This is a genomic window from Pantoea pleuroti, assembly GCF_014156615.1.
In the GTDB taxonomy this organism is placed as follows: Bacteria; Pseudomonadota; Gammaproteobacteria; order Enterobacterales; family Enterobacteriaceae; genus Pantoea; species Pantoea agglomerans.
In genome coordinates, this window is record NZ_SBFD01000008.1 from 20165 (window position 1) to 44412 (window position 24248).

The window sequence follows — 24248 nt, forward strand, 5'->3', positions numbered from 1 at the left end:
GGAAAGCGTCCCGCGCCAGGGACGGCGCGGGCCGAGCATGCCATGGATGGCGGTTTTTGCGTCTTTCCGATCTGACCCGGTTCCCTGCGCAGGCACAGTCTGACAGCGGACCAAACCAGATCTTGCAGATGAAGTTAAAAGGCCCGCATTGGCCCCTGAGGCTACTAAAGTTCGATCACTTCATAGCTATGCGTAATGTTGACGCCTTTACCCAGCATGATGGCCACAGAGCAATATTTTTCAGCAGAAAGATCCACAGCGCGTGAGACCGCTTTATCCTGGAGCGCTTTACCACTCACGATAAAATGCAGGTTGATGTGCGTAAAGATTCGCGGCGCCTCTTCACGACGTTCTGAGGTCAGTTTTACTTCACAATCAGCCACATCGTTTCGGCCTTTTTGCAGAATTGATACCACGTCAATCGCGCTGCATCCGCCCGCCGCCATCAGCACCATCTCCATTGGGCTGGGCGCTTTATCACCCGAATTTCCATCCATCAGTATCTGATGGCCGGATGAGGATTCTCCGAGGAATGTCAGCCCTTCTACCCATTTCACTCTTGCCTGCATGATTTTTGCTCCGGAATACGCTGTTTTGTCGCCAGAGTACGCTTTCGCCTGGTAAACAGCAATCCAGAGAAATCCGCCCGTAGCTGAAGCGAGACAACAGAAGACAGTCGGCAAAAGCTGTGCTACAAACAGTGCTGAAAATATTTTTCGTCACCCGATGACGAAGCCGGGAAGGATGATGCGCACTGCGCCTGATGCGGCCCGAATACTTTCCTGAAATGGAAACGCTTGAAGCTTTCACCGCCTGACAGGGAAAACTGCCCCCTGTATTTTGGGCACGATTACAACAGAGGATAATAGCGAATGGTTCTCGGCAAACCGCAAACAGACCCTACACTCGAATGGTTCCTGTCCCATTGCCATATTCACAAGTATCCATCCAAAAGTACGCTGATTCACCAAGGTGAAAAAGCAGAAACGCTTTACTACATCGTGAAAGGTTCCGTCGCGGTTCTGATTAAAGATGAAGAAGGCAAAGAGATGATTCTTTCCTACCTGAATCAGGGCGATTTTATTGGTGAACTTGGCCTGTTCGAAGAAGGCCAGGAGCGCAGCGCCTGGGTACGTGCGAAAAGCGCGTGCGAAGTGGCGGAGATTTCTTACAAGAAATTCCGTCAGCTGATCCAGGTTAACCCTGACATCCTGATGCGACTCTCATCGCAGATGGCGCGTCGCCTGCAGGTGACGTCTGAAAAAGTGGGTAACCTCGCTTTCCTCGACGTAACCGGACGCATTGCACAGACCCTGCTCAACCTGGCGAAGCAGCCAGATGCCATGACGCATCCCGACGGCATGCAAATTAAAATCACTCGTCAGGAAATTGGCCAGATTGTTGGTTGTTCACGTGAAACCGTGGGCCGTATTTTGAAGATGCTGGAAGATCAGAACCTGATCTCCGCACACGGCAAAACCATCGTCGTTTACGGCACCCGCTAATTCCTGTCACCCACGGCGTGATGGCAACATCACGCCGTTATTGTTTGTGTTGGGCCGATGTGGCGTCGAATTATTTACCATCCTGAAGTTAACTACGCCTTGCGGCAAACGCTGGTGCTCTGTCTGCCAGTGGCGCTGGGCTGGCTGGCTGGCGACCTGCAAAAAGGTCTGCTGTTCTCATTAGTGCCCGCCTGCTGCAACATTGCCGGTCTGGATACCCCGCATAAACGCTTCTTCAAACGCCTGATTGTTGGCGGCAGCCTGTTTGCCCTCGGCAGCTTTCTGATGCAGTGGCTCACCCTGCATGCTATTCCGCTGCCGCTCATCCTGTTTGCCATGCCCTTATTGCTCGGCGTTACCGGGGAGATCAGCCCGCTACATGGTCGTCTGCTGCCCGGCACCCTGATTGCCGCCATCTTTACCCTGAGCCTGATTGGCCGCATGCCAATCTATGTCCCCCCGCTGCTCTATATCGGTGGCACGCTGTGGTACGGGCTGTTTAACTGGTTCTGGTTCTGGCTGTGGAAAGAGCAGCCGATGCGCGAAAGCCTGAGCCTGATCTACCGCGAGCTGGCTAACTACTGCGACGCAAAATATACCCTGCTGACGCAGCTGACCGATCCGGAAAAGGCGCTGCCGCCGCTGCTGGCACGCCAGCAGAAAGTGGTCGATCTGATTAACACTTGTTATCAGCAGATGCATATGCTGTCGGCAAGCCGCGATCACAGCCATAAACGGCTGACGCGCGCCTTTCAGGTGGCGCTGGATCTGCAGGAACATATCTCGGTCAGCCTGCATCGGCCGGAAGAGGTGCAGAAACTGGTCGAACAGAGCCACGCCGAAGCGGTGATCCGCTGGAATGCCAAAACCATCTCGGCCCGGTTGCGGGTGCTGGCGGATAACATTCTCTATCACCAGCTACCCGATCGCTTTGCGATGGATAAACAGCTCGGCGCGCTGGAGAAAATCGCCCATCAGCATCCCGACAATCCGGTGGGTAACTTCTGCCTTTACCACTTCAACCGCATCGCGCGGGTCCTGCGCACCCAGAAACCCCTTTATCAGCGCGATCTGATGGCTGACCGCCAGCGCCGTCTGCCGCTGTTACCGGCGCTGCGTAGTTATCTCTCGTTCCGCTCATCGGCCCTGCGCACTGCCGGCCGCTTTGCGGTGATGCTGATGCTGGGCAGCGCGCTGGCGCTGTTTTTCAACATCCCCAAACCCTACTGGATCCTGATGACCATCATGTTCGTCAGCCAGAACGGCTACAGCGCTACCCGTGTCCGCATTCAGCACCGGGCACTGGGCACTTTTGCCGGTCTGGTGATCGCGGCTGCCACGCTGCGCATGGCGGTGCCAGAGTCGCTGGTACTGCTGATCATGCTGGCGATTACCTTTATCAGCTATCGCTTTACCCGCCAGTTCTATGGCTGGTCGATGATTGGCTTTACGGTCACGGCGGTTTACTCGCTGCAATTGCTGTCGCTGAATGGCGCGCAGTTTCTGCTGCCGCGACTCATGGATACGCTGATGGGTTGTCTGATCGCTTTTGGCGGGATGCTCTGGCTGTGGCCGCAGTGGCAGAGCGGCCTGCTGCGGCAGAACGCCCATGATGCACTGGAAACCTATCAGGATGCGCTACGGCTGTTGCTGGGTGACGAACAGTCACCAGAGAAACTGGCTTATCAGCGCGTGAAGGTCAATCAGGCACACAATGCGCTGTTTAACTCACTGAATCAGGCGATGCAGGAACCCGCGTTCAACTCCCGCTATCTGAGTGATATGCGGCTCTGGGTCACGCACAGTCAGTTTATCGTCGAACATATCAACGCTATGACGATTCTGGCGCGGGAGCACACCATGCTCACTGCCTCGCTGGCTGAGCGTTACCTGCAATCCTGTGAAATCGCGCTGCAGCGGTGTCAGCAGCGGCTGGAATATGATGGTGAAAGCTCACAGGTTAACCTGCTGGATGACCTGGAAAATATCAGTGAGGGACCGATCACGGTGGTGGAGCAGCATGTACGGCGCATTCTCGATCATCTGAGCGTGATGTACACCATTTCATCGCTGGCGTGGAACCAGCGGCCGCAACATGGCCGCTGGCTGATCAGACGCTTACGTAAAAACTAAGCTAGCCGTTGAGCACGTTGCCGACGGCCGTGGCAAAGCGGCTCATGCCCTCTTCGATGTCGGCAGGCTCAATGATCAGTGACGGGGCAAAACGCATCACGTCGGTTCCGGCAACCAGCACCATCACGCCTTCTGCGGCCGCGGCATTCAGGATGTCGCGTGCTTTACCGGCATGCTGCGGTTTCAGCGCCGCGCCAATCAGCAGACCCTTGCCGCGAATATCGCTGAAGAGATCATACTTCGCATCGATGGCCTGCAGCGCCGTGACAAAGTGCTGACGACGTGTCTCAACGCCTGCCAGCACGTCCGGCGTATTGATAATATCAAGCGCGGTTTCGGCGATGGCGCAGGCGAGTGGATTGCCGCCATAGGTGGTGCCATGCACGCCCGGCGCCATGGTCGAGGCGATCTCGTTAGTGGTCAGCATGGCACTGACCGGGAAACCGCCGCCCAGTGCTTTGGCTGAGGTCAGAATATCGGGCTGGACGCCATAATGCTCATAGGCGAACAGCTTGCCGCTGCGCCCCATGCCGCTCTGCACTTCATCCAGCACCAGCAGCGCCTGATGCTGATCGCAAAGCTCACGCAGTCCCTGCATAAATTCCTGCGTTGCGGGCACGACGCCGCCCTCACCCTGAATCGGTTCAACCACAATGGCGCAGGTGTGATCGTCAATCACCGCTTTCACTGCGTTCAGGTCATTGAACGGCACATGGACGATATCCGCCGGTTTAGGCCCGAACCCGTCAGAATATTTTGGCTGTCCGCCGACCGTGACGGTAAACAGCGTCCGGCCATGAAAGGCGTTATGAAAGGCGATGATCTTACTTTTGAACGGGCTGTGACGTTTGCAGGCGTAGTAGCGCGCCAGCTTAAAAGCGGCTTCGTTGGCTTCGGCCCCGGAGTTAGCGAAGAAGACCCGCTCAGCGAAGGTCGCCTGAATTAACTTACTGGCAAGACGCAGCGCCGGTTCGTTGGTGAAGACGTTGCTGGTGTGCCACAGCGTCTCGCCCTGACTTTTCAGCGTATCCACCAGCGCAGGATGGCAGTGTCCTAGTGCGGTGACGGCGATACCACCTGAGAAATCGATATACTCTTTGCCCTGCTGATCCCATACACGACTGCCCTTGCCTTTTACCGGCACGAACTGCGCAGGTGCATAAACAGGCAAAATAACGTTATCGAACGTCTCCCGCGTGACCGCAATTTTTTCCGCTGCCATTGATGACCCCATTTAGATGATTGATGTGCAACTTTGAAATAATAATCACAAAATATGCATAAAAAATCACTCAAAGGCAACTTATTGCTCAAGGAAATTACGCAGCAGCTGATGTCCCTGCTCGCTGAGAATGCTTTCGGGATGGAACTGCACGCCTTCCAGCGCCAGGGTTTTATGGCGGAATCCCATAATTTCGTCAGGCTCGCCGTCACGCACCGTCCAGGCAGTCACCTCGAATGCATCAGGCAGGGAGTCGCGCTGTACAATCAGCGAATGGTAGCGGGTTACAGTAAGCGGATTATTCAGATTGCGGAACACGCCCTGGCCGGTGTGCTGAATCGCAGAGGTTTTGCCGTGCATCACCTGACGCGCACGCACGACCTGCGCGCCATACGCCTGCGCAATTGCCTGATGGCCCAGGCAGACGCCCAGCACCGGCAGCTGACCGGCGAAATGCCGGATCGCCGCCAGTGAAATACCTGACTCCGACGGCGTGCAGGGACCAGGCGAGATCACCAGATGAGTCAGCGGTAATGCCGCCATCTGCTCCAGCGTGATGGCATCATTGCGCACCACCTGAACCTGCGCGCCCAGCTCGCAGAAATATTGATAAAGATTCCAGGTAAAGGAGTCGTAATTGTCGATAAGCAGCAGCATGACCAGTCCAGAATAATTACCCGCGCCGCTATTCTACGCGGTTAAGCCGCCTCGCTCACCACTTTCGCAAATACCTGCTCCAGCAGAGTCAGGTCTCCGGCCACACCGGCCTGATTCGCCGCTTTCCAGCTCTCAGCGTCCGTCTCTTCCCAGGAGAGCAGATAACCGGCATGCAGCGCCAGCTGTTCAAAGAAAATCCGCTGCGCCCGACCATTGCCGTGGCGGAAAGGATGCAACATATTGATTTCGCAATAGTAGTGGGCAACACGCTCAATAAACGCGTCACGCGGCAGGTCAGCGAGTCCCTTCTCCTCCTCCAGCGCGGCCATCAGGGCGTTACCTTCCTTTTCGATATATTCGAAATGACAGAACGGCGTCTCATCGCGCCAGATATCGATAGTGCGCAGTTCACCAGCCCAGCTGTAGACGTCCTGAAACAGCGTACGGTGGATCTGGCGCAGGTAAGGCAGTCCAGGATTACGGGGGCCAAGCTCCAGCGTGGCGGCACGCGCCGCACTGAAGCTCAGTTCCGCCTTACGCAGCTGCGCGGCATCGTGAATATCGGGCAGGTTTTTCAGCACATTGTCATGCTGCCACAGATAGGGATCCTGGCTGACGGCGGTATTAGAGTCCATATTGCCTCCTCAGTGACGCCAGACGTGCGGCCGCATCATCGCTGTTTACGCTGGTTTCATTTGGCGTAAAGCCTTCCAGCCGACAGCTGGCCTGATAGCTGGCGCTACGCCGCTGTCGCCACAGGGTGACCTTCTGTTTTTCGGTGAGTTTGTTCGCCATGCCGCCTCCTGCTCAGGTTTTTGCCCTAAGTATAAGAGCAAATTCTGGCTTTGCCGGATGCAGCAGGCGGTCGCCATCCGCAGATGGCGACGAACGGACTTAAGGCAGGACTTTGGCGGAGAGGATAACTACCGGTTTGGATGGAACATTCTGGTAAGGACCCACATCTTTGGTCGGTACCTGAGAAATTTTTTCAACCACATCCTGACCTTTCACAATCTTACCAAATACGGCATAGCCAAAATCGCGCTGTCCGTGATCGAGGAATGCATTATCCGCGACGTTGAGGAAGAACTGGCTGGTCGCACTGTCTTTATCGGCGGTACGTGCCATGGAGATCGTGCCGCGCAGGTTACGCAGGCCGTTATCCGCTTCATTCTTGATCGGCGCGTTGGTCTGCTTCTGCTGCATGTCCGTAGTGAAGCCCCCACCCTGCACCATAAAGCCCGGGATCACGCGGTGAAAAATGGTGTTGTTGTAAAAACCGTTGTTGACGTAATCAACGAAGTTTTTCACAGAAACCGGCGCTTTCTGGTTATTCAGTTCGAGTTCGATATTGCCGGCGGAGGTGGTGAGCAGAACGTGGGTGTCACCTTTTGCAGCCAGCGCCTGGGCGGAAACGGAAGAGAGCGCTAACAGGGTGATGGCCGCTGTTAAAGTACGTTTAAACATGAAAGATTCCTTACCTGGGAGAGCGGGCACAAAAACGTGATTGATTGTAAAGAGACTCTATTCCAGGAGCCAGCGTTTTACCTATATTTACGCTGTGGCAGCAAATGGGGGGAGCAAACGTTAAACCCCGGCAATTACGTGATTAAAATCACACAACACATGAAATATGGATCTCTGGTTTCACTGGTTGTTTATTAAGATCACGGTTCCGTTTACACTTTCTGACACTTTTTGGCACCCGGTTCTCAACAGGTTCAGAACATGACAAACCGTAATCGTATTGGCCTCACCTGGATAAGCTTCTTCTCCTACGCGCTTACCGGCGCGCTGGTGATCGTTACCGGCATGGTAATGGGCGATATCGCAAAAGATTTCCAGATCCCCATCTCCAGCATGAGTAATACCTTCACCTTCCTCAACAGCGGCATCCTGGCTGCGGTTTTCCTGAACGCCTGGCTGATGGTGATTGTGCCACTGAAGCGTCAGCTGATTTTCGGCTTCGTCCTGATGGTACTGGCGATAATCGGGTTGATGACCAGCCGCGATCTGACCGTCTTCTCGCTCTGTATGTTTGTGCTGGGCGTGGTCAGCGGCATTACCATGTCGATCGGCACCTTCCTGATCACCCATATGTATGAAGGCCGTCAGCGTGGTTCACGCCTGCTGTTTACCGACTCCTTCTTCAGCATGGCGGGCACGCTGTTTCCGGTGCTGGCGGGGATTCTGCTGGCGCGTCAGCTGCCGTGGTACTGGGTCTACGTCTGCATCGGCTTTATCTACGTCGCGATCTTCATCATGACGCTGTTTGTTGAATTCCCGGTGCTGCGTAAGCCTGAAAACAGCCCGACAGTTGAGAAAGAAAAATGGGGTGTGGGCGTGCTGCTGCTGGCAGTGGCGGCGCTCTGCTACATTCTGGGCCAGCTTGGCTTTATCTCCTGGGTGCCGGAATATGCCACCAAAGTCATGGGCATGAATATTAATGATGCCGGACAACTGGTGGGCAGCTTCTGGACCGCTTATATGGTGGGTATGTGGGCCTTCAGCTTCCTGCTGCGCTTCTTCGATCTGCAACGCATTCTGATGGTGCTGGCGGGACTGGCTACCGTGCTGATGTACTGGTTCGTCAGCAGCAGCGATGCCAGCATGCTGAAGTGGATCATTATGGTGTTGGGCTTCAGCTCCAGCGCGATTTACACCACCATCATCACGCTCGGCTCGCTGCAGACCAAAGTGGCGTCACCGAAGCTGGTGAACTTCATTCTGACCTGCGGTACCGTCGGCACCATGCTGACCTTCGTGGTGACCGCGCCGATTGTCGAGAAGAGCGGCGTGCACACGGCACTGGCCACCGCCAACGGCCTCTACGCGGTGGTGTTTGTGATGTGTGTCCTGCTGGGGCTGGTCACTAAACATCGCTCGCACGGTCACGTTACGCATTAATCATTCAGGGCGGCGATTGATCGCCGCCCTGCTGTTTAACGCCGGAAGTCTATACGCTCCCGCTCCCGCCAGTAAATCTCGCTTTCTGCAGGCTTTGTCTCTGCCACCACGATGCCGCGACGCAGTGAATAGCGCACCGGAACCTGCCTTCTTACCGCATCAAAACCACTCTCTGCCGGCAGAATAATCAGGCTGGCATCGTTACCGGTCTGAATGCCATAGCCTGACAGCTGCAGCGTCTTCGCGCTGTTATGCGTAATCAGATCCAGACCCGCATCAATCTGCTCATAGCCCATCAACTGACAGACGTGTAAGCCCATATGCAGCACCTGCAGCATGCTGGCGGTGCCCAGCGGATACCAGGGATCGAACACATCGTCGTGGCCGAAACAGACGTTAATCTCCGCCTCCAGCATCTCTTTCACCCGCGTAATGCCGCGCCGCTTAGGGTAGGTATCAAAGCGGCCCTGCAGGTGAATATTGACCAGCGGATTCGCGACAAAATTAATGCCCGACAGCTTAAGCAGTCGAAACAGTCGTGAGGTATACGCGCCATTGTAAGAGTGCATCGCGGTGGTATGACTGGCCGTCACGCGCGCGCCGTTGCCATCGCGATGCGCCAGCGCCGCCACGGTTTCCACAAAGCGCGACTGTTCATCATCGATCTCATCGCAGTGAACATCGATCAACCGATCATAGCGGTTAGCCAGCGCAAAGGTTTTATGCAGCGACTCAACGCCATATTCACGGGTGAATTCGTAATGCGGGATCGCGCCGACCACATCCGCGCCCAGCCGCAATGCCTCCTCCAGCAACGCTTCACCGTTGGGATAAGAGAGAATACCCTCCTGGGGAAAAGCAACAATCTGGATAGTGATCCACGGCGCCATCTCTGCCTTTAGCTCCAGCATCGCTTTAAGCGCCGTCAGTGACGGGTCAGAAACGTCAACATGGGTACGGACAAACTGAATGCCGTTGGCAATCTGCCACTTCAGCGTCTGCATCGCCCGCCGCTTAACATCTTCATGACTGAGCATGGCTTTGCGTTCAGCCCAGCGCTCAATGCCTTCAAACAGCGTCCCGGACTGGTTCCACGCGGGTTCGCCAGCGGTCTGGGTCGTATCCAGATGAATATGCGGCTCAATAAAAGGCGCGCAGGCTAAGCCACCCTCGCCGTCCAGCGATTCATCCGCCGGTGAAGCGTGCTGCGGCTGGGCTGAGAGCCGGGCAATTTTGCCATCGGCGATGGCGATCTGCCATAACCCATCCCGCCAGGGTAAACGCACGTTATTGATCCACTTAGGTGACATCATTGCCGACTCCTTTTCCGGTTTTGTGTTTTAAAACTAACACGATTCAGGTGACCCGCCGCAAGCCCGAATAATCAGCGGGTTATCCGCACCAGAAAAAATTACCTCAAATCAACCACATACCTCTTAATAGGTATATGGCGTCGTGGTTGATGTATATCAATAAGTGCCGGAAACGGCGCGCTATTGTAGCCGCAGATATCGCAAATTTGAGGCAAAAATGAGCAAGCACAATGTCGTCGTTATCGGTAACGGCATGGTCGGCCACCGCTTCATAGAAGAATTACTAGAGAAAGCGGAACCTGACCAGTTTTCGCTGACCGTCTTTTGTGAAGAACCCCGTGTCGCCTATGATCGTGTCCACCTGTCCGCCTACTTTTCCCATCACACCGCTGAAGAATTGTCGCTGGTTCGTGAAGGCTATTACGACAAACATCAGGTCAATCTACTGCTGGGTGAACGCGCCATCACGATCAACCGTGATGAGAAGCTCATTCACTCCAGTACCGGTCGCGCGGTGCATTACGATACGCTGATTTTTGCCACCGGCTCTTATCCGTGGATCCCGCCAATCAACGGTGCTGAAGGCAGCGACTGCTTTGTCTATCGCACCATCGAGGATCTCAACGCCATCGAAGCCTGTTCGCGCCGCAGCAAACGCGGTGCGGTGATTGGCGGCGGCCTGCTGGGGCTGGAAGCGGCGGGCGCACTGAAAAATCTGGGCATTGAAACCCACGTTATTGAATTTGCGCCGGTGCTGATGGCGGAGCAGTTAGATCAGCAAGGCGGTGCGCAGTTACGCCGCAAGATTGAGCAGATGGGTGTGCGGGTCCATACCGGTAAAAATACCCGACAGATTGTGCATCACGAGCACGGCGGCAAAACGCTGCAGTTTGCTGATGGCAGCGCGCTGGAGGTCGATTTTATCGTCTTCTCGACCGGTATCCGGCCGCAGGACAAGCTGGCGAAGCAGTGTGGATTAGCCCTGGGTCCGCGCGGCGGCATTGTCATTGATGACCAGTGCCGGACCAGCGATCCCACCATTTACGCCATCGGTGAGTGCGCTGCCTGGCAGAATCGTGTCTATGGCCTGGTGGCGCCGGGATACAAAATGGCCCAGGTCGCCAGCGACCATCTGCTGGGCCGCGACAATGCGTTTACCGGCGCGGACATGAGCGCCAAACTGAAGCTGCTGGGTGTCGATGTCGGAGGCATTGGCGATGCGCGCGGCACTACGCCAGGCGCACGCAGCGTGGTCTGGCTGGATGAGAGCAAATCGATCTACAAGCGCCTGATTATCAGTGAAGATCAGAAAACCCTGCTGGGTGCCGTACTGGTGGGTGACACCAGCGACTATGGCAACCTGCTGCAGCTGGTGCTGAATGGTATTCCGCTGCCTGCTAATCCGGAAGCGCTGATTCTGCCAGCCGGCAGCGGTGATAAACCGGCCATCGGCGTCGATTCTCTGCCTGATACCGCACAAATCTGCTCCTGTTTTGACGTCAGTAAAGGCGACATCATTAAGGCGGTTCAGGGTGGCTGTCATACCGTGGCAGCACTGAAAAGCAGCACCCGTGCCGGCACCGGTTGCGGTGGCTGTATCCCACTGATCACCCAGGTTCTCAACAGTGAACTCAGTCGTCAGGGCATTGAGGTCAATAATCATCTTTGCGCCCACTTCGCCTGGTCACGCCAGGAGCTTTATCACCTGATTCAGGTAGAGGAGATTAAAACCTTTGACGAACTGCTGGCCCGCTATGGTCAGGGTTACGGCTGTGAAGTGTGCAAGCCGGTGGTTGGCTCACTGCTCGCCTCCTGCTGGAATGAGTATGTGCTCAATCCCCAGCACGCGCCGTTACAGGACAGCAACGACCTCTATCTTGGCAACATCCAGAAAGATGGCACCTACTCGGTGATCCCGCGCTCGCCCGGCGGTGAAATCACGCCTCAGGGACTGAAAGTGATTGGCGAGATCGCCGAGCGCTATCAGCTTTACACCAAAATTACCGGCTCTCAGCGCATCGGTCTGTTTGGCGCGCAGAAAGACGATCTGCCCGCCATCTGGTCACAGCTGATCGACGCCGGATTTGAAACCGGCCAGGCCTACGCCAAGGCGTTACGGATGGCGAAAACCTGTGTTGGCAGCGCCTGGTGCCGTTATGGCGTGGGTGACAGCCTCGGCTTCGGCGTGATGCTGGAGAACCGCTACAAAGGCATCCGTACGCCGCATAAGATGAAGTTTGGCGTCTCTGGCTGCACCCGCGAATGTGCGGAAGCACAGGGCAAGGATGTCGGCATTATCGCGACGGAAAAAGGGTGGAACCTCTACGTCTGCGGCAACGGCGGCATGAAACCGCGCCATGGCGATCTGCTGGCGGCCGATCTCGATCAGCAGACGCTGGTCACCTATCTCGACCGTTTCATGATGTTCTATATCCGCACCGCCGACAAATTGCAGCGCACCTCGCTGTGGCTGGAGAGTCTGGAAGGCGGCATCGACTATCTGCGTAAGGTGATCGTGGATGACAAACTTGGCCTCAACGGCCAGATGGAGCAGCAGCTGGCCGCCCTGCGTACCAGCGTCAGCTGCGAATGGAAAGCGACGCTGGAAGATAAGGATCACCTGACACGCTTTGCCCACTTTATCAACTCGCCGCAGCGCGATCCTGGCGTGCAGCGGGTCGCGGAGCGCGACCAGCACCGCCCGGCACGCGCCGATGAACGCATTGCCGTGACCCTGATTGAGGAGACCGAATCATGAGCCAGTGGAATCCGGTGTGCCCGCTGACGCAGATCCTGCCCGCCACGGGCGTCTGCGCGCTGGTCAGAGGCCAGCAGGTTGCTATCTTCCGTCCCCGCAACGATGAGCAGCTCTATGCGATCAGCAATATCGATCCCTTTGCCGGAGCCAGCGTGCTGTCACGCGGCATTATTGCTGAACATCAGGATGCGCTCTGGGTTGCCAGCCCACTGAAAAAGCAGCGTTTCCGTCTTAGCGATGGCTACTGCATGGAGGATGAAACGCGCTCCGTGGCGGCCTGGCCGGTGCGGGTCAATGCCGGACAGGTCGAAGTCTGCCTGTAACTCCCGTCAACAGCCCGCCTCCGCGGGCTTTTTTAAGGACGTCTGATGGACTACTTCCCCTTGTTCTGCCGCCTGCAGGGCCGACGCTGCCTGCTGGTCGGCGCAGGTGACGTGGCTGAGCGGAAAGCCCGCCTGCTGCTGGAGGCCGGCGCCGAACTGCTGGTCGGTGCCCTTGATTTCTCCCCCGCCTTCCGGCAATGGGCGCAGCAGGAAACCATCACGCTGCTGCCAGGGGCGTTTGATCCGCACTGGCTCACCGGCTGCTGGCTGGTTGTCGCCGCGACCAGCGACGATGCGGTTAATCAGCAGGTAGCTGAAGCCGCCGAAAAACAGCAGATCTTCTGCAACCTGGTGGATGCGCCGCAGCAGGCCAGCGCCATTATGCCGTCGATCATCGATCGTTCCCCGCTGATGGTCGCCGTCTCTTCCGGTGGACGCGCGCCGGTACTGGCGCGCCTGTTGCGGGAGAAGCTGGAGGCGATGCTGCCGCAACACCTTGGCCAGCTGGCGCAGCTGGCAGGCACCCTGCGCACGCGGGTTAAACAACAGTTCAGCTCTGTCAGTGCCCGCCGCCACTTCTGGGAACGCTTCTTTAACAGCGAGCGGCTGGCCCAGACGCTGGCCAACGGCGACAGTGAACGTGCGGAGCAGATTACCGGCCAGCTCTTTAAGTCTGACCTTCGCCAACAGGGTGAAGTGGCGCTGGTCGGTGCCGGTCCGGGTGATGCCGGATTACTGACCCTGAAAGGCTTACAGCTAATCCAGCAGGCAGACGTCATCGTCTATGACCGGCTGGTCTCTGATGAGATCCTGAATCTGGTGCGCCGCGATGCCGAGCGCATTTTTGTCGGGAAACGCGCCGGACATCACTGCGTGCCGCAGGATGAGATCAACCAGCTGCTCTGCGAACAGGCGCAGCGGGGAAAACGCGTAGTGCGGCTGAAAGGCGGCGATCCCTTTATCTTTGGTCGCGGCGGTGAAGAGCTGGAAGCGCTGGCGCAGCTGCAGATTCCGTTCAGCGTGGTGCCGGGGATCACCGCCGCATCGGGCTGTGCAGCTTACAGCGGTATTCCCCTGACCCACCGCGATCATGCGCAGAGTGTCAGACTGGTTACCGGACATCTGCAGAAAGAGGGCACGCTCGCCTGGCAGACGCTGGCGGCGGAACAGCAGACGCTGGTCTTTTATATGGGGCTCACGCAGGCCGGCGAGATTCAGCAGCAGCTGATAAAGCACGGTATGTGCAGCGATATGCCGGTGGCGCTGGTGGAAAACGGCACCACTACGCGTCAACGCGTGGTCACCGGGACACTGAGCGAGCTGGAAGCGTTAGCCGGTCAGGTAACCAGTCCCAGCCTGATGATCATCGGCAGCGTAGTGAGTCTGCGTGGCAGCCTGCGCTGGTTCTGAGTCCTGCAAATAAAAACGGCGGGCACAATGCCCGCCGTCCTGGTTGTCTGCTCAGCCATTACGGCATCGCGACAAAGCCTACCGCCTGATAGACCTTCTTTAGCGTTTCCTGCGCCTGTGCGCGTGCTTTGGCCGCGCCATCACGCATCACCTGCTCCAGCAGTGCCTCATCGTTGCGGAAGCTGTGATAACGCTCCTGCAGCTCAGAGAGCATACCCGACACGGCATCGGCTACTGCGCCTTTCAGGTGGCCATACATCTTACCTTCGAACTCCTGCTCCAGCTCGGCGATGGTTTTACCGGTCACGCCCGACAGAATATCCAGCAGGTTAGAGACGCCTGCTTTCTCTTTGATGTCGTAGCGCACCACTGGCGGCTCTTCAGAATCGGTGACGGCGCGTTTAATCTTCTTCACGACCGCTTTCGGATCTTCCAGCAGGCCGATCACGTTATTGCGGTTATCGTCAGACTTGGACATCTTCTTCGTCGGTTCCAGCAGCGACATCACGCGTGCGCCAGACTTCGGAATGAACGGCTCTGGCACCCGGAAGATATCGCCATAAATCGCATTGAAGCGATGCGCGATATCGCGGCTCAGCTCCAGATGCTGCTTCTGATCTTCACCCACCGGCACCTGGTTGGTCTGATAGAGCAGAATGTCAGCCGCCATCAGCACCGGATAGTCGAACAGACCGGCGTTGATGTTCTCTTCGTAACGCGCTGATTTATCCTTGAACTGCGTCATGCGGCTCAGTTCACCGAAGTAGGCGTAGCAGTTCAGGATCCAGCTCAGCTGCGTGTGCTCTGGCACATGCGACTGAACAAAGATGGTGCTTTTTTGCGGGTCGATACCACAGGCCAGATAGAGCGCCAGCGTGTCCAGCGTCGCTTTACGCAGTGCAACAGGATCCTGACGCACGGTGATCGCATGCAGATCAACGATGCAATAAATGCAGTGGAAATCATCCTGCATCTGCACCCACTGACGCAGCGCTCCCATATAGTTGCCAATGGTCAGTTCGCCGGACGGCTGTGCGCCGCTGAAAACGATGGGTTTCATACTTAAGTCCTGATATTTACAGCCCCAGAGCGGGCAAAAGTTCGTCGAAAGAGTCGAGGGTTAAATCGGGCTGGCTGGTGGCAATCGGCTCGCCATAGTTATAGCCAAAGGTCATGCCGATATTGGGTACGCCCGCCGCCTGTGCCGCCTGGATATCATTGCGTGAGTCGCCGACAAACAGCAACTCATTCGGCAACACACCAAAGGTACCCAGCACCATAAAGATTGCCGCAGGATGCGGTTTTTTAACCGGCACATCGTCGCCACCGATAATCAGCGAAAACGCATCAGCAATGCCAAGCGAATCCAGTAGCGGTGCCACAAACGGCGTCGGCTTGTTGGTGACTATCGCCATCGGCAGCCCGGCAGCCTTTAATGCGGCCAGCGTCTGCTTTACCTGTGGAAACAGCGTACTGCCTGCATCCACGGTATCGGCATAATGCCGGTCAAACAGCGCCCGCGCATCACGCTGCTCTTCCGGCTGCGGCTCACGGCCCAGCGCGAAGGTCAGCGCACGGGCCATCATGATATCCGCTCCGTTGCCAATCCAGGTTGAGACACGCTCAAGGCCCGCCTGCGGCAGACGGAGATCGTTCAGCGTGCGATCAATCGCATCGGCCAGGCCGGGTGCGCTATCCACCAGTGTCCCATCAAGATCAAACGCCAGCGCACGAATATCAGTGAAATGAGCCATTGGCCTTCTCCAGTTCGTTGCGCATATCGTCGATCACTTTTTTATAGTCAGGGTGACCGAAGATCGCGGAACCAGCGACAAACATGTCGGCACCAGCGGCGGCAATCTGGCCAATATTGTCGATCTTCACGCCGCCATCCACTTCAAGACGAATGCTGTAACCGCTCTGATCGATACGCCTGCGCGCTTCACGCAGTTTATCCAGTGTGCCAGGAATAAATGACTGACCGCCAAAGCCGGGGTTCACTGACATCAGCAGAATGATATCCAGCTTATCCATGACGTAATCGAGGTAGCTCAGCGGGGTCGCCGGGTTAAACACCAGACCCGCTTTGCAGCCATGCTCTTTAATGATTTGCAGGGTGCGGTCAACGTGTTCGCTGGCTTCGGGATGAAAGGTGATGTAGGTGGCACCCGCTTTGGCGAAATCAGGGATTAGCGCATCTACCGGCTTCACCATCAGATGCACATCGATGGGGGCAGTGATGCCATAGTCGCGCAGTGCTTTCAGCACCATCGGACCCATGGTCAGATTAGGCACGTAGTGGTTGTCCATCACGTCGAAGTGAACCACGTCACCTCCGGCCGCCAGCGCTTTGGCTGTGTCTTCGCCCAGGCGAGCAAAGTCCGCCGAAAGGATTGAAGGGGCCAGCAAATATTGTTTCATCCGATTCTCCCACTGTTGTGCGCCAGCACGCAGGCTGGCGTAATGCGTTGGTCGCGGACGAAACAGACTAGCTATAAAGTGCCAGCAGTTCGTCGACCTTGGTGCGACCCGTTATGCTTCGGCTGATAGAACGCCGGGCTTTGACCACATGTAACTCTGCATCCTGATACCATAAACGCGTCAGTGCAGTGTCGTGGTTAGAAATCAGTACCGGAATCCGGTCCTCCGACGAAGCCAGCTTTGCCGCTAACGCCGCCAGGTTCTCCTGCTCACGCAGGCTGAAGCTGTTGGTGTGATAAGCCGTGAAATTGGCCGTTGCCGACAGCGGCGCATAAGGCGGATCGCAATAGACTACCGAGCCTTTACCGGCATTGGTCAGGGTAACATCGTACGATTCACAGACAAACGTCGCTTTTTGCGCACGCTCGGCAAACCATAACAGTTCTGCTTCCGGAAAGTAGGGTTTGCGATAGCGGCCAAACGGCACGTTAAACTCGCCACGCAGGTTATAGCGACAGAGGCCGTTGTAACAGTGACGGTTCAGATAGAGGAACAACAGCGCGCGCAGGTAGGCGTCGGTGCTGGTGTTAAATTCGGTGCGACGCTGGTAATAACAGATCTCGTTGTTACTTTCCGGCGTAAACAGCAGCTGCGCGTCACGGATGAAATCCGCCGTGCGCGTTTTAACAATGTTATAGAGATTAATCAGGTCACTGTTGATATCAGCCAGATGGTAGCGATCAAATTCAGTGTTCAGAAACACCGAACCCGCGCCAACAAAGGGTTCTACCAGACAGTCGCCTTGCGGCAGATGGCGATGGATCTCTTCTACTAAGGGAAATTTTCCCCCTGCCCATTTCAGGAAAGCGCGATTTTTTTTCATGCTGTCGTGGTTATTACATCTTATTGTGAGGCTGTGGCTGGACCGACAGCAGATCTGCGCTTAAAACGGGGCCAGAAACTGGCCCCACATCCGCTATTGGCTGGCTTCTTTCTTCACCTGGCTTACTGGTTTAACCCACGGGTTCTTCGCACGCACTTCGGCAGGCAGTGAGGCTACCGCGCGTTTGGCATCAGCCGGTGTGGCATAGGAACCACTTACCAGCACGTACCACGGCTGACCGTTACGGGTGGTTTTGTAGACGTGATATCCACTCAGATTCTGCTGCTTAGCCCAGGCATTCAGGCTTTCCGCCTTCGATGCACCGCTCAGCTGCAGGGTATAGCTGCCGCCTGGCAATGATTTGCTGGCTGAACTGCTGCCTGCCGCCGCAGTGGCCGGAGCAGAAGGGGCTGGCGTACGTGCTGGCGTGGTATGCGTTTTGCTGTCACGGGTTGCAGGCTTCGAGGCAGTTTTATGCGATGAATCGTGCGCCGGACGGGCAGAAGCGTTTGATTTGTTTGGCGTCTGACGGCCTGCAGGGGCCGTAACCGGATTCGCAGCCGTTCCGGCATTGCCGCTGACCGTGGCAGGCGCCGTTGGCAGTGAACTGCCACCCTGCGTGCCCACTGCGGCACTGTCGACCTGCTGCTGCTGATTACTCAGCGCGCTGTTCAGATCGCCCGGCAGCGTGACACGCTGCTGATTCGCTGGCGTCTCAACAGGGGCTGCCTGCGTAGGCGTTGAAGCCACAGGCGGCATTGAGACGTCGCGCTGCGGGTCAGATGCAGCATTACCGCTGGTCGCCGCGTTATTTTCGCTGGTAGCTGGCGTGGTCTGCTCGCCTGTCGGCGTCGTCTGTCCACCTGACATGGAAGAGGAGCCGGCCAGGTCGATGTTCTTCTCGCTGCCGGAACCACCGCCAGCGGCAGGCGTATTACCCGCAGTAGCAGGTTTTTTCTCATCCGGGCCATTCAGCGCTGAACCAATACCCAGTACCAGTAACAGCAGAACCAGGATCCCGACACCCATCATGATGCGCTGGCGCGAAACCGGTATTTTGGCTGCGGGAGACGACTTACGAGGGCGCGAGGGACGGCGATCGCTGGCGTCAGGTTTTAACTCATCTTCCGGTTTAAACTCATCCATTTTGCCTCCTCCGTAAAGCGGCATTCCGCACTGCGCACCCTGCGCGCCGCGTCACCACTCAACTGCTTAATCTCAGGATTGCTGACAATCATTAATTGCAGCCAGCACCATATCATGTGCCACGCCACCACGCACTTCAGAGCGGCCAATCGACAGCGGGAGTACCAGCCGCAATTCGCCCGCCAGAACTTTCTTATCGCGCATCATGTGCGGCAGATACATCTCCGCACTCATCGCCTCTGGCCCATGTACCGGCAAACCGGCACGCAGGAACAGGGCAATAATGCGTTCCGTCTCCTGCGCCTGGAACTGCCCCAGGCGTTCAGCCGTGCGTGCCGCCATCACCATGCCCGCTGCAATCGCTTCACCGTGCAGCCAGTTGCCATAGCCCATATGTGCTTCAATCGCATGACCAAAAGTATGGCCCAGATTCAGCAACGCCCGCTGACCGTTTTCACGCTCATCGGCGGCCACGACTTCGGCTTTCAGTTCACAGCAGCGACGAATGCAGTACGCCAGCGCCTGTTCATCCAGCGCCAGCAGGGCATCAAGATTCTGCTCCAGCCACTGGAAAAACGCACCGTCGAGGATGATGCCGTACTTAATCACTTCCGCCAGACCCGACGCCAGTTCGCGCGCGGGCAGCGTCTGCAGACAGGCAGTATCAATCACCACCGACGCGGGTTGATAAAACGCGCCGATCATGTTTTTGCCCAGCGGATGGTTAACGGCCGTTTTGCCGCCAACCGAAGAGTCGACCTGCGACAGTAAGGTGGTTGGTACCTGAATAAAGCGTACGCCACGCTGATAACTGGCCGCAGCAAAACCGGTAAGATCGCCAATAACGCCGCCGCCTAAGGCGATAAGCGTCGTATCACGACCGTGCGGCTTTTGCAGGAGCGCGGTAAAAACCTGATCCATCACGGCCAGCGTCTTATATTGCTCGCCGTCGGGTAAGATCACCTGATCCACTTTTACACCTGCCGCCGTCAGCAGCGCCGTCAGCTGGTCAAGATAAAGCGGAGCCAGCGTCTGGTTTGTCACCACCATGGCGTTTTCGCCCGCGGTTAGCGGCCAAAAAGAAGCCGGATCGTTAAACAGTCCGGCAGCGATAGTGATGGGGTAACTGCGTTCCCCCAGTGAGACGGTGATCTTCTCCATGGTGCCCGATACCTGTTAAGGAGCCTTCGAACGTTGGATCAACTTTTTTCCAACATGTGGATAATCTGATTCGCCACCACTTTCGCACTCTGATCATCTGTGCGAATGGTTACATCGGCGATCTCTTCGTAGAGCGGGTTACGTTCGCCAGCCAGCGCTTCGAGCACTTCACGCGGCGGTGAATCCACCTGCAGCAACGGACGTTTTTTGTCACGTTGGGTGCGCGCCAGTTGCTTCTCGATGGTGGTTTCAAGATAAACCACAACACCGCGGGCGGAGAGACGATTACGCGTTTCCCGGGATTTGACGGAACCACCGCCTGTCGCCAGGACGATGCCTTGCTTCTCGGTCAGTTCGTTAATGATTTTTTCTTCGCGATCGCGAAAGCCAGCTTCGCCTTCGACATCAAAAACCCAGCCCACATCCGCTCCGGTGCGTCGCTCAATTTCCTGATCGGAATCGAAGAACTCCATGTTGAGTTGCTGAGCCAACTGACGGCCAATAGTGCTTTTGCCGGCACCCATCGGCCCAACCAGAAAGATATTGCGTTTCTCTGCCATTTTGTCGGTATTACTAAGAATTCGTTAATGATACCCCGCGTTCAGCATTTGCTGGCGGGACAGGAACTGAGACCTCATGAGCGTTAGCAAGAGTCAGATGAAAAATTATCTCAACACTCAAGGCTGTTTGGCAACCGATTATATTGCCTTCAGCACATCCATTTCTGAATTGGCCTGTGTTCGCGAAACTGTAACGCGCCAGCGCTGCGTCTTTACAACGCTGCGTACAGAGGAGTTTTCTGATCTGTTTGCCGGGATTTACCCAGCATAGACGGTTACACCGTATTGAAAATCGCTAAACCTTGTAAGCTAATTCCTCTCCTGCGTCAACGCAGATGGCCTTAAGGGACGCATTTTCCGTTTTATCCAGCCGTAAGCGCTGCTTCCCTGACCAATCGCGGCGTAATGAAGATCACCAGCTCTCTTTTTTTGCGCTGATCAGATTGCTGGCGAAACAACCCGCCAATCAGCGGCACATTTCCCAGTAGCGGCACCTGATTCTGTCCGCGGGTGCGCTGCTGCTGAAAGATACCGCCTAACGCCAGGGTTTGCCCGTCACTGACCGTGACCTGAGTCTCAATTTCCTGTTTATCAATGGATAATATGTCGTTATCGCCGGTTCTGATGCTGCGACCCGGCATATTCTGACTGATATGGATCTTCAGCTGGATGCGGCCATTGCCGGAAATCGTCGGTGTCACCTCCATACCCAGCACCGCTTCTTTAAACTCAATACTGGTGGCACCGCTGTTTCCTGCCGACACCTCATAAGGAATTTCTGTGCCCTGCTTAATCGAAGCAGTCTGCTGATGTGAGGTAAAGAGACGTGGACTGGCGATGATTTCAATCTGGTTCTCCTGCTCCAGCGCACTTAACTCCAGATCCAGAAGCTGCCCCCCGATGCGCGCCAGCGCCATACCCACGCTGATGCCGGGTGAACTCACCGCCAGCGGAACATCCAGCCGGGGATGATGCAGAATATCAGTTACGGCGGCGTCCCCCGCCTGCAATCCCCACTTCACGCCCAGCTCCTGCAGATGCTCCTCGCTGATAGTGACGATGTGGGCTGACAGTTCAATCTGTTCCAGTGGCAGATCCAGCGCCCGTATCCAGCGCTCCGTCTCTTTCAAAGCCGCCGCAGTATCGCGCAGTAACAATGCGTTGGTGCGTTTGTCGACCGTCACGCTACCGCGCGGCGTCATCAGCGACTGACGCTCACTCAGCAGGCTGGCATACACCTCGCTGGCGCTGGCATAGCGCAATATCACAGCGCGCTGTTGCAAAGGAACCTGCTGCAACTGTAGCTGCTGCTCAGCCTCACGTGCCTGCTGCTGAGCCTGCTGCTGAGCCTGCTGCCAGCTTTCCGGATAGACCAGCAGGACATTATCCTGTTCAACCAGCGTCAGCTTTGCCATGCGCGCCACCAGGTCGAGCGCCTGATGCCAGGGCAGATTATCCAGCCGCAGCGATAACGAACCTTCAACCTCTGGCGCAATCATCAGATTGATCTGCTGATAGTCCGCCAGCGCCTGCAAAATACGCTCTACCGGTGCGTTATCGAAAGTCAGACTGAGAGGCTCCTCATCAGCGGCGTAAACCGGCAGCAGGCAGCTTAGTAGTAGCAGCAGAGTGGTTATCCTTATCATGCGAACGTCCTTTTAAATAAAATACGGCCTGTTGTGCGTTGCAGCTATTCGGCACCGCTAAGGTGAGGCTGCGGCGAGTCATATCCGCCAGTTGCCAGGGTGCGAATGGAAATGGCTTGCCGGTGCGGGCCGTAACGCTCTCTCCCTGCGGGGTCAGCAGCCAGGCATGGAAATGCGCCTCCCGGCCAATGATCCCCTGCAGATGCCAGTCGGTGAGCGGTTCCACTGATGCCTCACAGACGGAACCGGCAACAGCCCGGAACGGATCGCGCGCCAGTACGCCGCTACAGCACAACAGTAAAATCAGCAGACTATGGCGCATCGTCAGGTTCCAGCCAGAGTTGAGCTTCCAGGTACTGCGGCTGCGCCAGCAGCTGGAAATGCACCGGAAACGGTGCGGAGGCCTGGGCAAGCTCGGCAAAAAGCGACTGGAACGCCGGCCACTGCAGATGCAGCGTCAGCATGCGTGAGGGGGCGTCCGGCTGCCACTCTTCCAGCTGGTTACGGCGTGCCGCCAGGATCTCTTCCACTGCACGGCCCGATGCAGATGCTGATCTCGCCATCTGCATCGACTGCAGCTGCAACTGCAACTGCGCATTATCAGGGTTCTGACGCCACTTGTGCTGACGCAGCTGCAGAGTGCGGGTCAACTGCAACAGTCTCTGCTGTTCAGCAATTAGCGCCTGCTGCTGTGGCCGTAACCACAGGATCCAGGAGAGCAGCAGCAGACCGGATAAGAGCGCGGTGAGCGAGCCATAGCGCGCAATAGCGGCCATCTGCCACCAGCGATCCCACCATTCACTCACTGTTCACCTCCTGCATCTCTGCCCGCAGTGAAAACCGATAATGGCCATCAGCCTGACGCTTAACCCCGCCCTGCGTCACCTGACCAAACAGGGCCACGGTGGTTAACTGCTGGCGGAACTGTCGGACTGCCGCGATATCCTGCGCCCGCCCCTCCAGTGTCAGACGGTTGTCGCGCTTCTCCAGCCGGGTCAGCCAGGCGGTGTCGGGCAGTAACGCGGGTAAATCGAGCCAGAACTGCTGCCAGGCGGCCAGTTGTGCAGCCTGCTGGCGATGCCTGGCCTGCTGTTTTTGCACGACCGCGAGCTGCTCCAGTAACTGCTTCTGTTGCGCTAACTGCTGCCCCAGGCTTTCCAGCGCCTGCTGCTGCGCCCTGCTCGCCTGCGCCACCTGCTGACGCATCTGATGGATCCGCCAGGTTTGCTGCATCACCACCAGTAACAGGGTGCCCATCGCCAGTGACAGCATGATCAGGCTCTGTCGCCGCTGCTGTTGCCGACGGCGCTGCCGCCAGGGCAGCAGATTAACCGCGACCATCACTCATCTCCGTCGCGCAGCGCCAGCCCGGCCGCCAGCGCAAAAGCGCCCGGATTCTCCGGCAAAGGTGGCTGCTTATAACGAAACAGATCAAAAGGGGAAAACGCGCTAACGTCTGCGGGCAACGGCGTCTGCTCTGCGGTACACCAGGCGACAGAGCGAGTCCCGGGAAAGGCCTGCTGTTGCAGTGCCTCCAGCGTGGCGGCTTCGCCTGTGTCAGCAGCGGTGTGCGCATCGCTCCAGAGCCAGCGATTATCCTGCTGCAGAACCAGCACCGCATCGTCCTGCAGCGCTGCCTGGCGGGCTAACCGCTTCAGCGCCTCGGTGGTCAGTTCGAACACCTGCGGCTTTAAACCCGCCTGCAACAGGGGGGCCGCCCACTGGTCGATAATCTCCAGCCGCGCTGCCGTGACGCAGAGCTGACCGCTCTGCGCATCCGGCCGGTAATCCAGCGCCAGCGCAGTAGGCTCCAGCGGAAAGAGACGGCGTGCGGCCGCCTGCACGTAGTGCCCCAGCGCGGGCTCATTCAGCGACTGCGCGGGCAGGGGAAGCTGGCGCTGAAGCACCAGCTGGGCTGGCAGTCCGACCCGCAGCGAATAACGGCGTGGCAACCGCTGACGCCAGGTCGTTAAGGCCGCCAGTAATTCAGGCGAAGATTGCAGCACGCCGTTTCTTAACGTATCTTGCGGCAGCCGCTGCTGCCACCAGTGGCGTAGCTGCCAGCCATCACGACGCGGCTGGAGGGCCAGGGCGCAAATCTGCCTATTCTGAATATCCAGCCCAATTTGCCAGGTATGAAAAGCCATACGCGCGATCTCCTTATCGTCCGGGAAAATGGACATATCAAAGCGTCTGGCTTGCC

General features: G+C 56.9%; 26 protein-coding genes. 7 read left to right on the plus strand and 19 right to left on the minus strand.

Translation table 11 applies throughout. The features are described from left to right. Nucleotides 1-164: 164 nt before the first annotated feature. A complete protein-coding gene (locus EPG66_RS17460; protein WP_010253071.1) occupies nucleotides 165-569 on the minus strand; it encodes an OsmC family protein in 405 nt (134 codons plus the stop codon). 303 nt (nucleotides 570-872) lie between these two features. Here EPG66_RS17460 and crp point away from each other — a divergent pair, with 303 nt between their 5' ends. Both crp and EPG66_RS17470 read left to right on the plus strand, forming a co-directional pair. Beyond that, on the plus strand, nucleotides 873-1505 hold the full coding sequence (gene crp, locus EPG66_RS17465) for a cAMP-activated global transcriptional regulator CRP (RefSeq protein WP_003852956.1): 633 nt from the start codon (nucleotides 873-875) through the stop codon (nucleotides 1503-1505). A 57-nt stretch (nucleotides 1506-1562) separates the two neighbouring features. Continuing rightward, nucleotides 1563-3638 (plus strand): YccS/YhfK family putative transporter, encoded by a 2076-nt coding sequence (locus EPG66_RS17470; RefSeq protein WP_083070469.1) that lies wholly within the window; start codon nucleotides 1563-1565, stop codon nucleotides 3636-3638. Nucleotide 3639: 1 nt separating this feature from the next. Here EPG66_RS17470 and argD read toward each other — a convergent pair whose 3' ends face one another. From argD to ppiA, 5 genes are all read right to left on the minus strand, one after another. Continuing rightward, nucleotides 3640-4860, minus strand: a complete 1221-nt coding sequence (gene argD, locus EPG66_RS17475) for a bifunctional acetylornithine/succinyldiaminopimelate transaminase (protein WP_182687656.1) — start codon at nucleotides 4858-4860, stop codon at nucleotides 3640-3642. 81 nt (nucleotides 4861-4941) lie between these two features. Then, nucleotides 4942-5517: an aminodeoxychorismate/anthranilate synthase component II gene (locus EPG66_RS17480; RefSeq protein ID WP_039388916.1), complete on the minus strand. Its 576-nt coding sequence runs from the start codon at nucleotides 5515-5517 to the stop codon at nucleotides 4942-4944. A gap of 41 nt (nucleotides 5518-5558) precedes the next feature. Continuing rightward, complete coding sequence (locus EPG66_RS17485) at nucleotides 5559-6152, minus strand: putative adenosine monophosphate-protein transferase Fic (RefSeq protein ID WP_022624052.1); 594 nt, start codon at nucleotides 6150-6152, stop codon at nucleotides 5559-5561. Next, nucleotides 6142-6312, minus strand: a complete 171-nt coding sequence (locus EPG66_RS17490) for a YhfG family protein (protein ID WP_071941047.1) — start codon at nucleotides 6310-6312, stop codon at nucleotides 6142-6144. The genes EPG66_RS17485 and EPG66_RS17490 overlap by 11 nt, the downstream gene beginning before the upstream one ends. A 99-nt stretch (nucleotides 6313-6411) precedes the next feature. Further along, nucleotides 6412-6984: a peptidylprolyl isomerase A gene (gene ppiA / locus EPG66_RS17495; protein WP_003852970.1), complete on the minus strand. Its 573-nt coding sequence runs from the start codon at nucleotides 6982-6984 to the stop codon at nucleotides 6412-6414. A 261-nt stretch (nucleotides 6985-7245) separates the two neighbouring features. On the opposite strand from ppiA, the gene tsgA reads away from it, so the two are divergent. Then, entirely contained in the window at nucleotides 7246-8424 is a 1179-nt protein-coding gene (tsgA, locus tag EPG66_RS17500) for an MFS transporter TsgA (RefSeq protein WP_010253099.1), read from the plus strand. A 35-nt stretch (nucleotides 8425-8459) separates the two neighbouring features. Here tsgA and EPG66_RS17505 read toward each other — a convergent pair whose 3' ends face one another. Continuing rightward, on the minus strand, nucleotides 8460-9737 hold the full coding sequence (locus tag EPG66_RS17505; RefSeq protein WP_031593898.1) for a cytosine deaminase: 1278 nt from the start codon (nucleotides 9735-9737) through the stop codon (nucleotides 8460-8462). Between the two features lie 217 nt (nucleotides 9738-9954). Here EPG66_RS17505 and nirB point away from each other — a divergent pair, with 217 nt between their 5' ends. The 3 genes from nirB to cysG are packed head-to-tail and all read left to right on the plus strand — an operon-like array spanning nucleotide 9955 to nucleotide 14228. Then, nucleotides 9955-12495: a nitrite reductase large subunit NirB gene (nirB, locus tag EPG66_RS17510; protein ID WP_182687658.1), complete on the plus strand. Its 2541-nt coding sequence runs from the start codon at nucleotides 9955-9957 to the stop codon at nucleotides 12493-12495. Beyond that, entirely contained in the window at nucleotides 12492-12818 is a 327-nt protein-coding gene (gene nirD, locus EPG66_RS17515; protein ID WP_064704155.1) for a nitrite reductase small subunit NirD, read from the plus strand. The genes nirB and nirD overlap by 4 nt, the downstream gene beginning before the upstream one ends. Before the next feature lie 45 nt (nucleotides 12819-12863). Then, a complete protein-coding gene (gene cysG, locus EPG66_RS17520; protein WP_182687660.1) occupies nucleotides 12864-14228 on the plus strand; it encodes a siroheme synthase CysG in 1365 nt (454 codons plus the stop codon). A 58-nt stretch (nucleotides 14229-14286) separates the two neighbouring features. Here the strand turns inward: cysG and trpS are convergent, their stop codons facing one another. The 7 genes from trpS to aroK all read right to left on the minus strand — a co-directional run bounded on the left by trpS (nucleotide 14287) and on the right by aroK (nucleotide 20399). Continuing rightward, entirely contained in the window at nucleotides 14287-15288 is a 1002-nt protein-coding gene (trpS, locus tag EPG66_RS17525) for a tryptophan--tRNA ligase (RefSeq protein ID WP_031593902.1), read from the minus strand. Between the two features lie 16 nt (nucleotides 15289-15304). Then, a complete protein-coding gene (locus tag EPG66_RS17530; protein WP_031593903.1) occupies nucleotides 15305-15982 on the minus strand; it encodes a phosphoglycolate phosphatase in 678 nt (225 codons plus the stop codon). After that, nucleotides 15966-16649: a ribulose-phosphate 3-epimerase gene (rpe, locus tag EPG66_RS17535; RefSeq protein ID WP_010253116.1), complete on the minus strand. Its 684-nt coding sequence runs from the start codon at nucleotides 16647-16649 to the stop codon at nucleotides 15966-15968. The genes EPG66_RS17530 and rpe overlap by 17 nt, the downstream gene beginning before the upstream one ends. Nucleotides 16650-16716: 67 nt before the next feature. Next, on the minus strand, nucleotides 16717-17532 hold the full coding sequence (gene dam, locus EPG66_RS17540; protein WP_010671570.1) for an adenine-specific DNA-methyltransferase: 816 nt from the start codon (nucleotides 17530-17532) through the stop codon (nucleotides 16717-16719). Between the two features lie 93 nt (nucleotides 17533-17625). Then, nucleotides 17626-18678: an SPOR domain-containing protein gene (locus EPG66_RS17545; RefSeq protein WP_031593904.1), complete on the minus strand. Its 1053-nt coding sequence runs from the start codon at nucleotides 18676-18678 to the stop codon at nucleotides 17626-17628. A gap of 72 nt (nucleotides 18679-18750) precedes the next feature. Further along, entirely contained in the window at nucleotides 18751-19839 is a 1089-nt protein-coding gene (gene aroB / locus EPG66_RS17550) for a 3-dehydroquinate synthase (RefSeq protein ID WP_182687662.1), read from the minus strand. Between the two features lie 38 nt (nucleotides 19840-19877). Beyond that, nucleotides 19878-20399 (minus strand): shikimate kinase AroK, encoded by a 522-nt coding sequence (aroK, locus tag EPG66_RS17555; RefSeq protein WP_003852989.1) that lies wholly within the window; start codon nucleotides 20397-20399, stop codon nucleotides 19878-19880. A gap of 97 nt (nucleotides 20400-20496) precedes the next feature. Here aroK and EPG66_RS17560 point away from each other — a divergent pair, with 97 nt between their 5' ends. Further along, on the plus strand, nucleotides 20497-20670 hold the full coding sequence (locus EPG66_RS17560; RefSeq protein WP_223265993.1) for a hypothetical protein: 174 nt from the start codon (nucleotides 20497-20499) through the stop codon (nucleotides 20668-20670). 91 nt (nucleotides 20671-20761) lie between these two features. On the opposite strand, the gene hofQ is transcribed toward EPG66_RS17560, so the two are convergent. From hofQ to pilM, 5 genes are read right to left on the minus strand one after another with little or no spacing between them, the layout of a single operon-like run. After that, entirely contained in the window at nucleotides 20762-22045 is a 1284-nt protein-coding gene (hofQ, locus tag EPG66_RS17565; RefSeq protein ID WP_182687664.1) for a DNA uptake porin HofQ, read from the minus strand. After that, nucleotides 21984-22367: a DNA utilization family protein gene (locus EPG66_RS17570; protein ID WP_182687666.1), complete on the minus strand. Its 384-nt coding sequence runs from the start codon at nucleotides 22365-22367 to the stop codon at nucleotides 21984-21986. Before EPG66_RS17570 ends, hofQ begins: the two co-directional genes overlap by 62 nt. Beyond that, nucleotides 22357-22851 (minus strand): HofO family protein, encoded by a 495-nt coding sequence (locus EPG66_RS17575; RefSeq protein WP_182687668.1) that lies wholly within the window; start codon nucleotides 22849-22851, stop codon nucleotides 22357-22359. Before EPG66_RS17575 ends, EPG66_RS17570 begins: the two co-directional genes overlap by 11 nt. Further along, nucleotides 22844-23386, minus strand: a complete 543-nt coding sequence (locus tag EPG66_RS17580) for a PilN domain-containing protein (protein WP_083070478.1) — start codon at nucleotides 23384-23386, stop codon at nucleotides 22844-22846. The genes EPG66_RS17575 and EPG66_RS17580 overlap by 8 nt, the downstream gene beginning before the upstream one ends. Beyond that, entirely contained in the window at nucleotides 23386-24192 is an 807-nt protein-coding gene (gene pilM / locus EPG66_RS17585) for a type IV pilus biogenesis protein PilM (protein WP_039388934.1), read from the minus strand. Before pilM ends, EPG66_RS17580 begins: the two co-directional genes overlap by 1 nt. Between the last annotated feature and the right edge of the window lie 56 nt (nucleotides 24193-24248).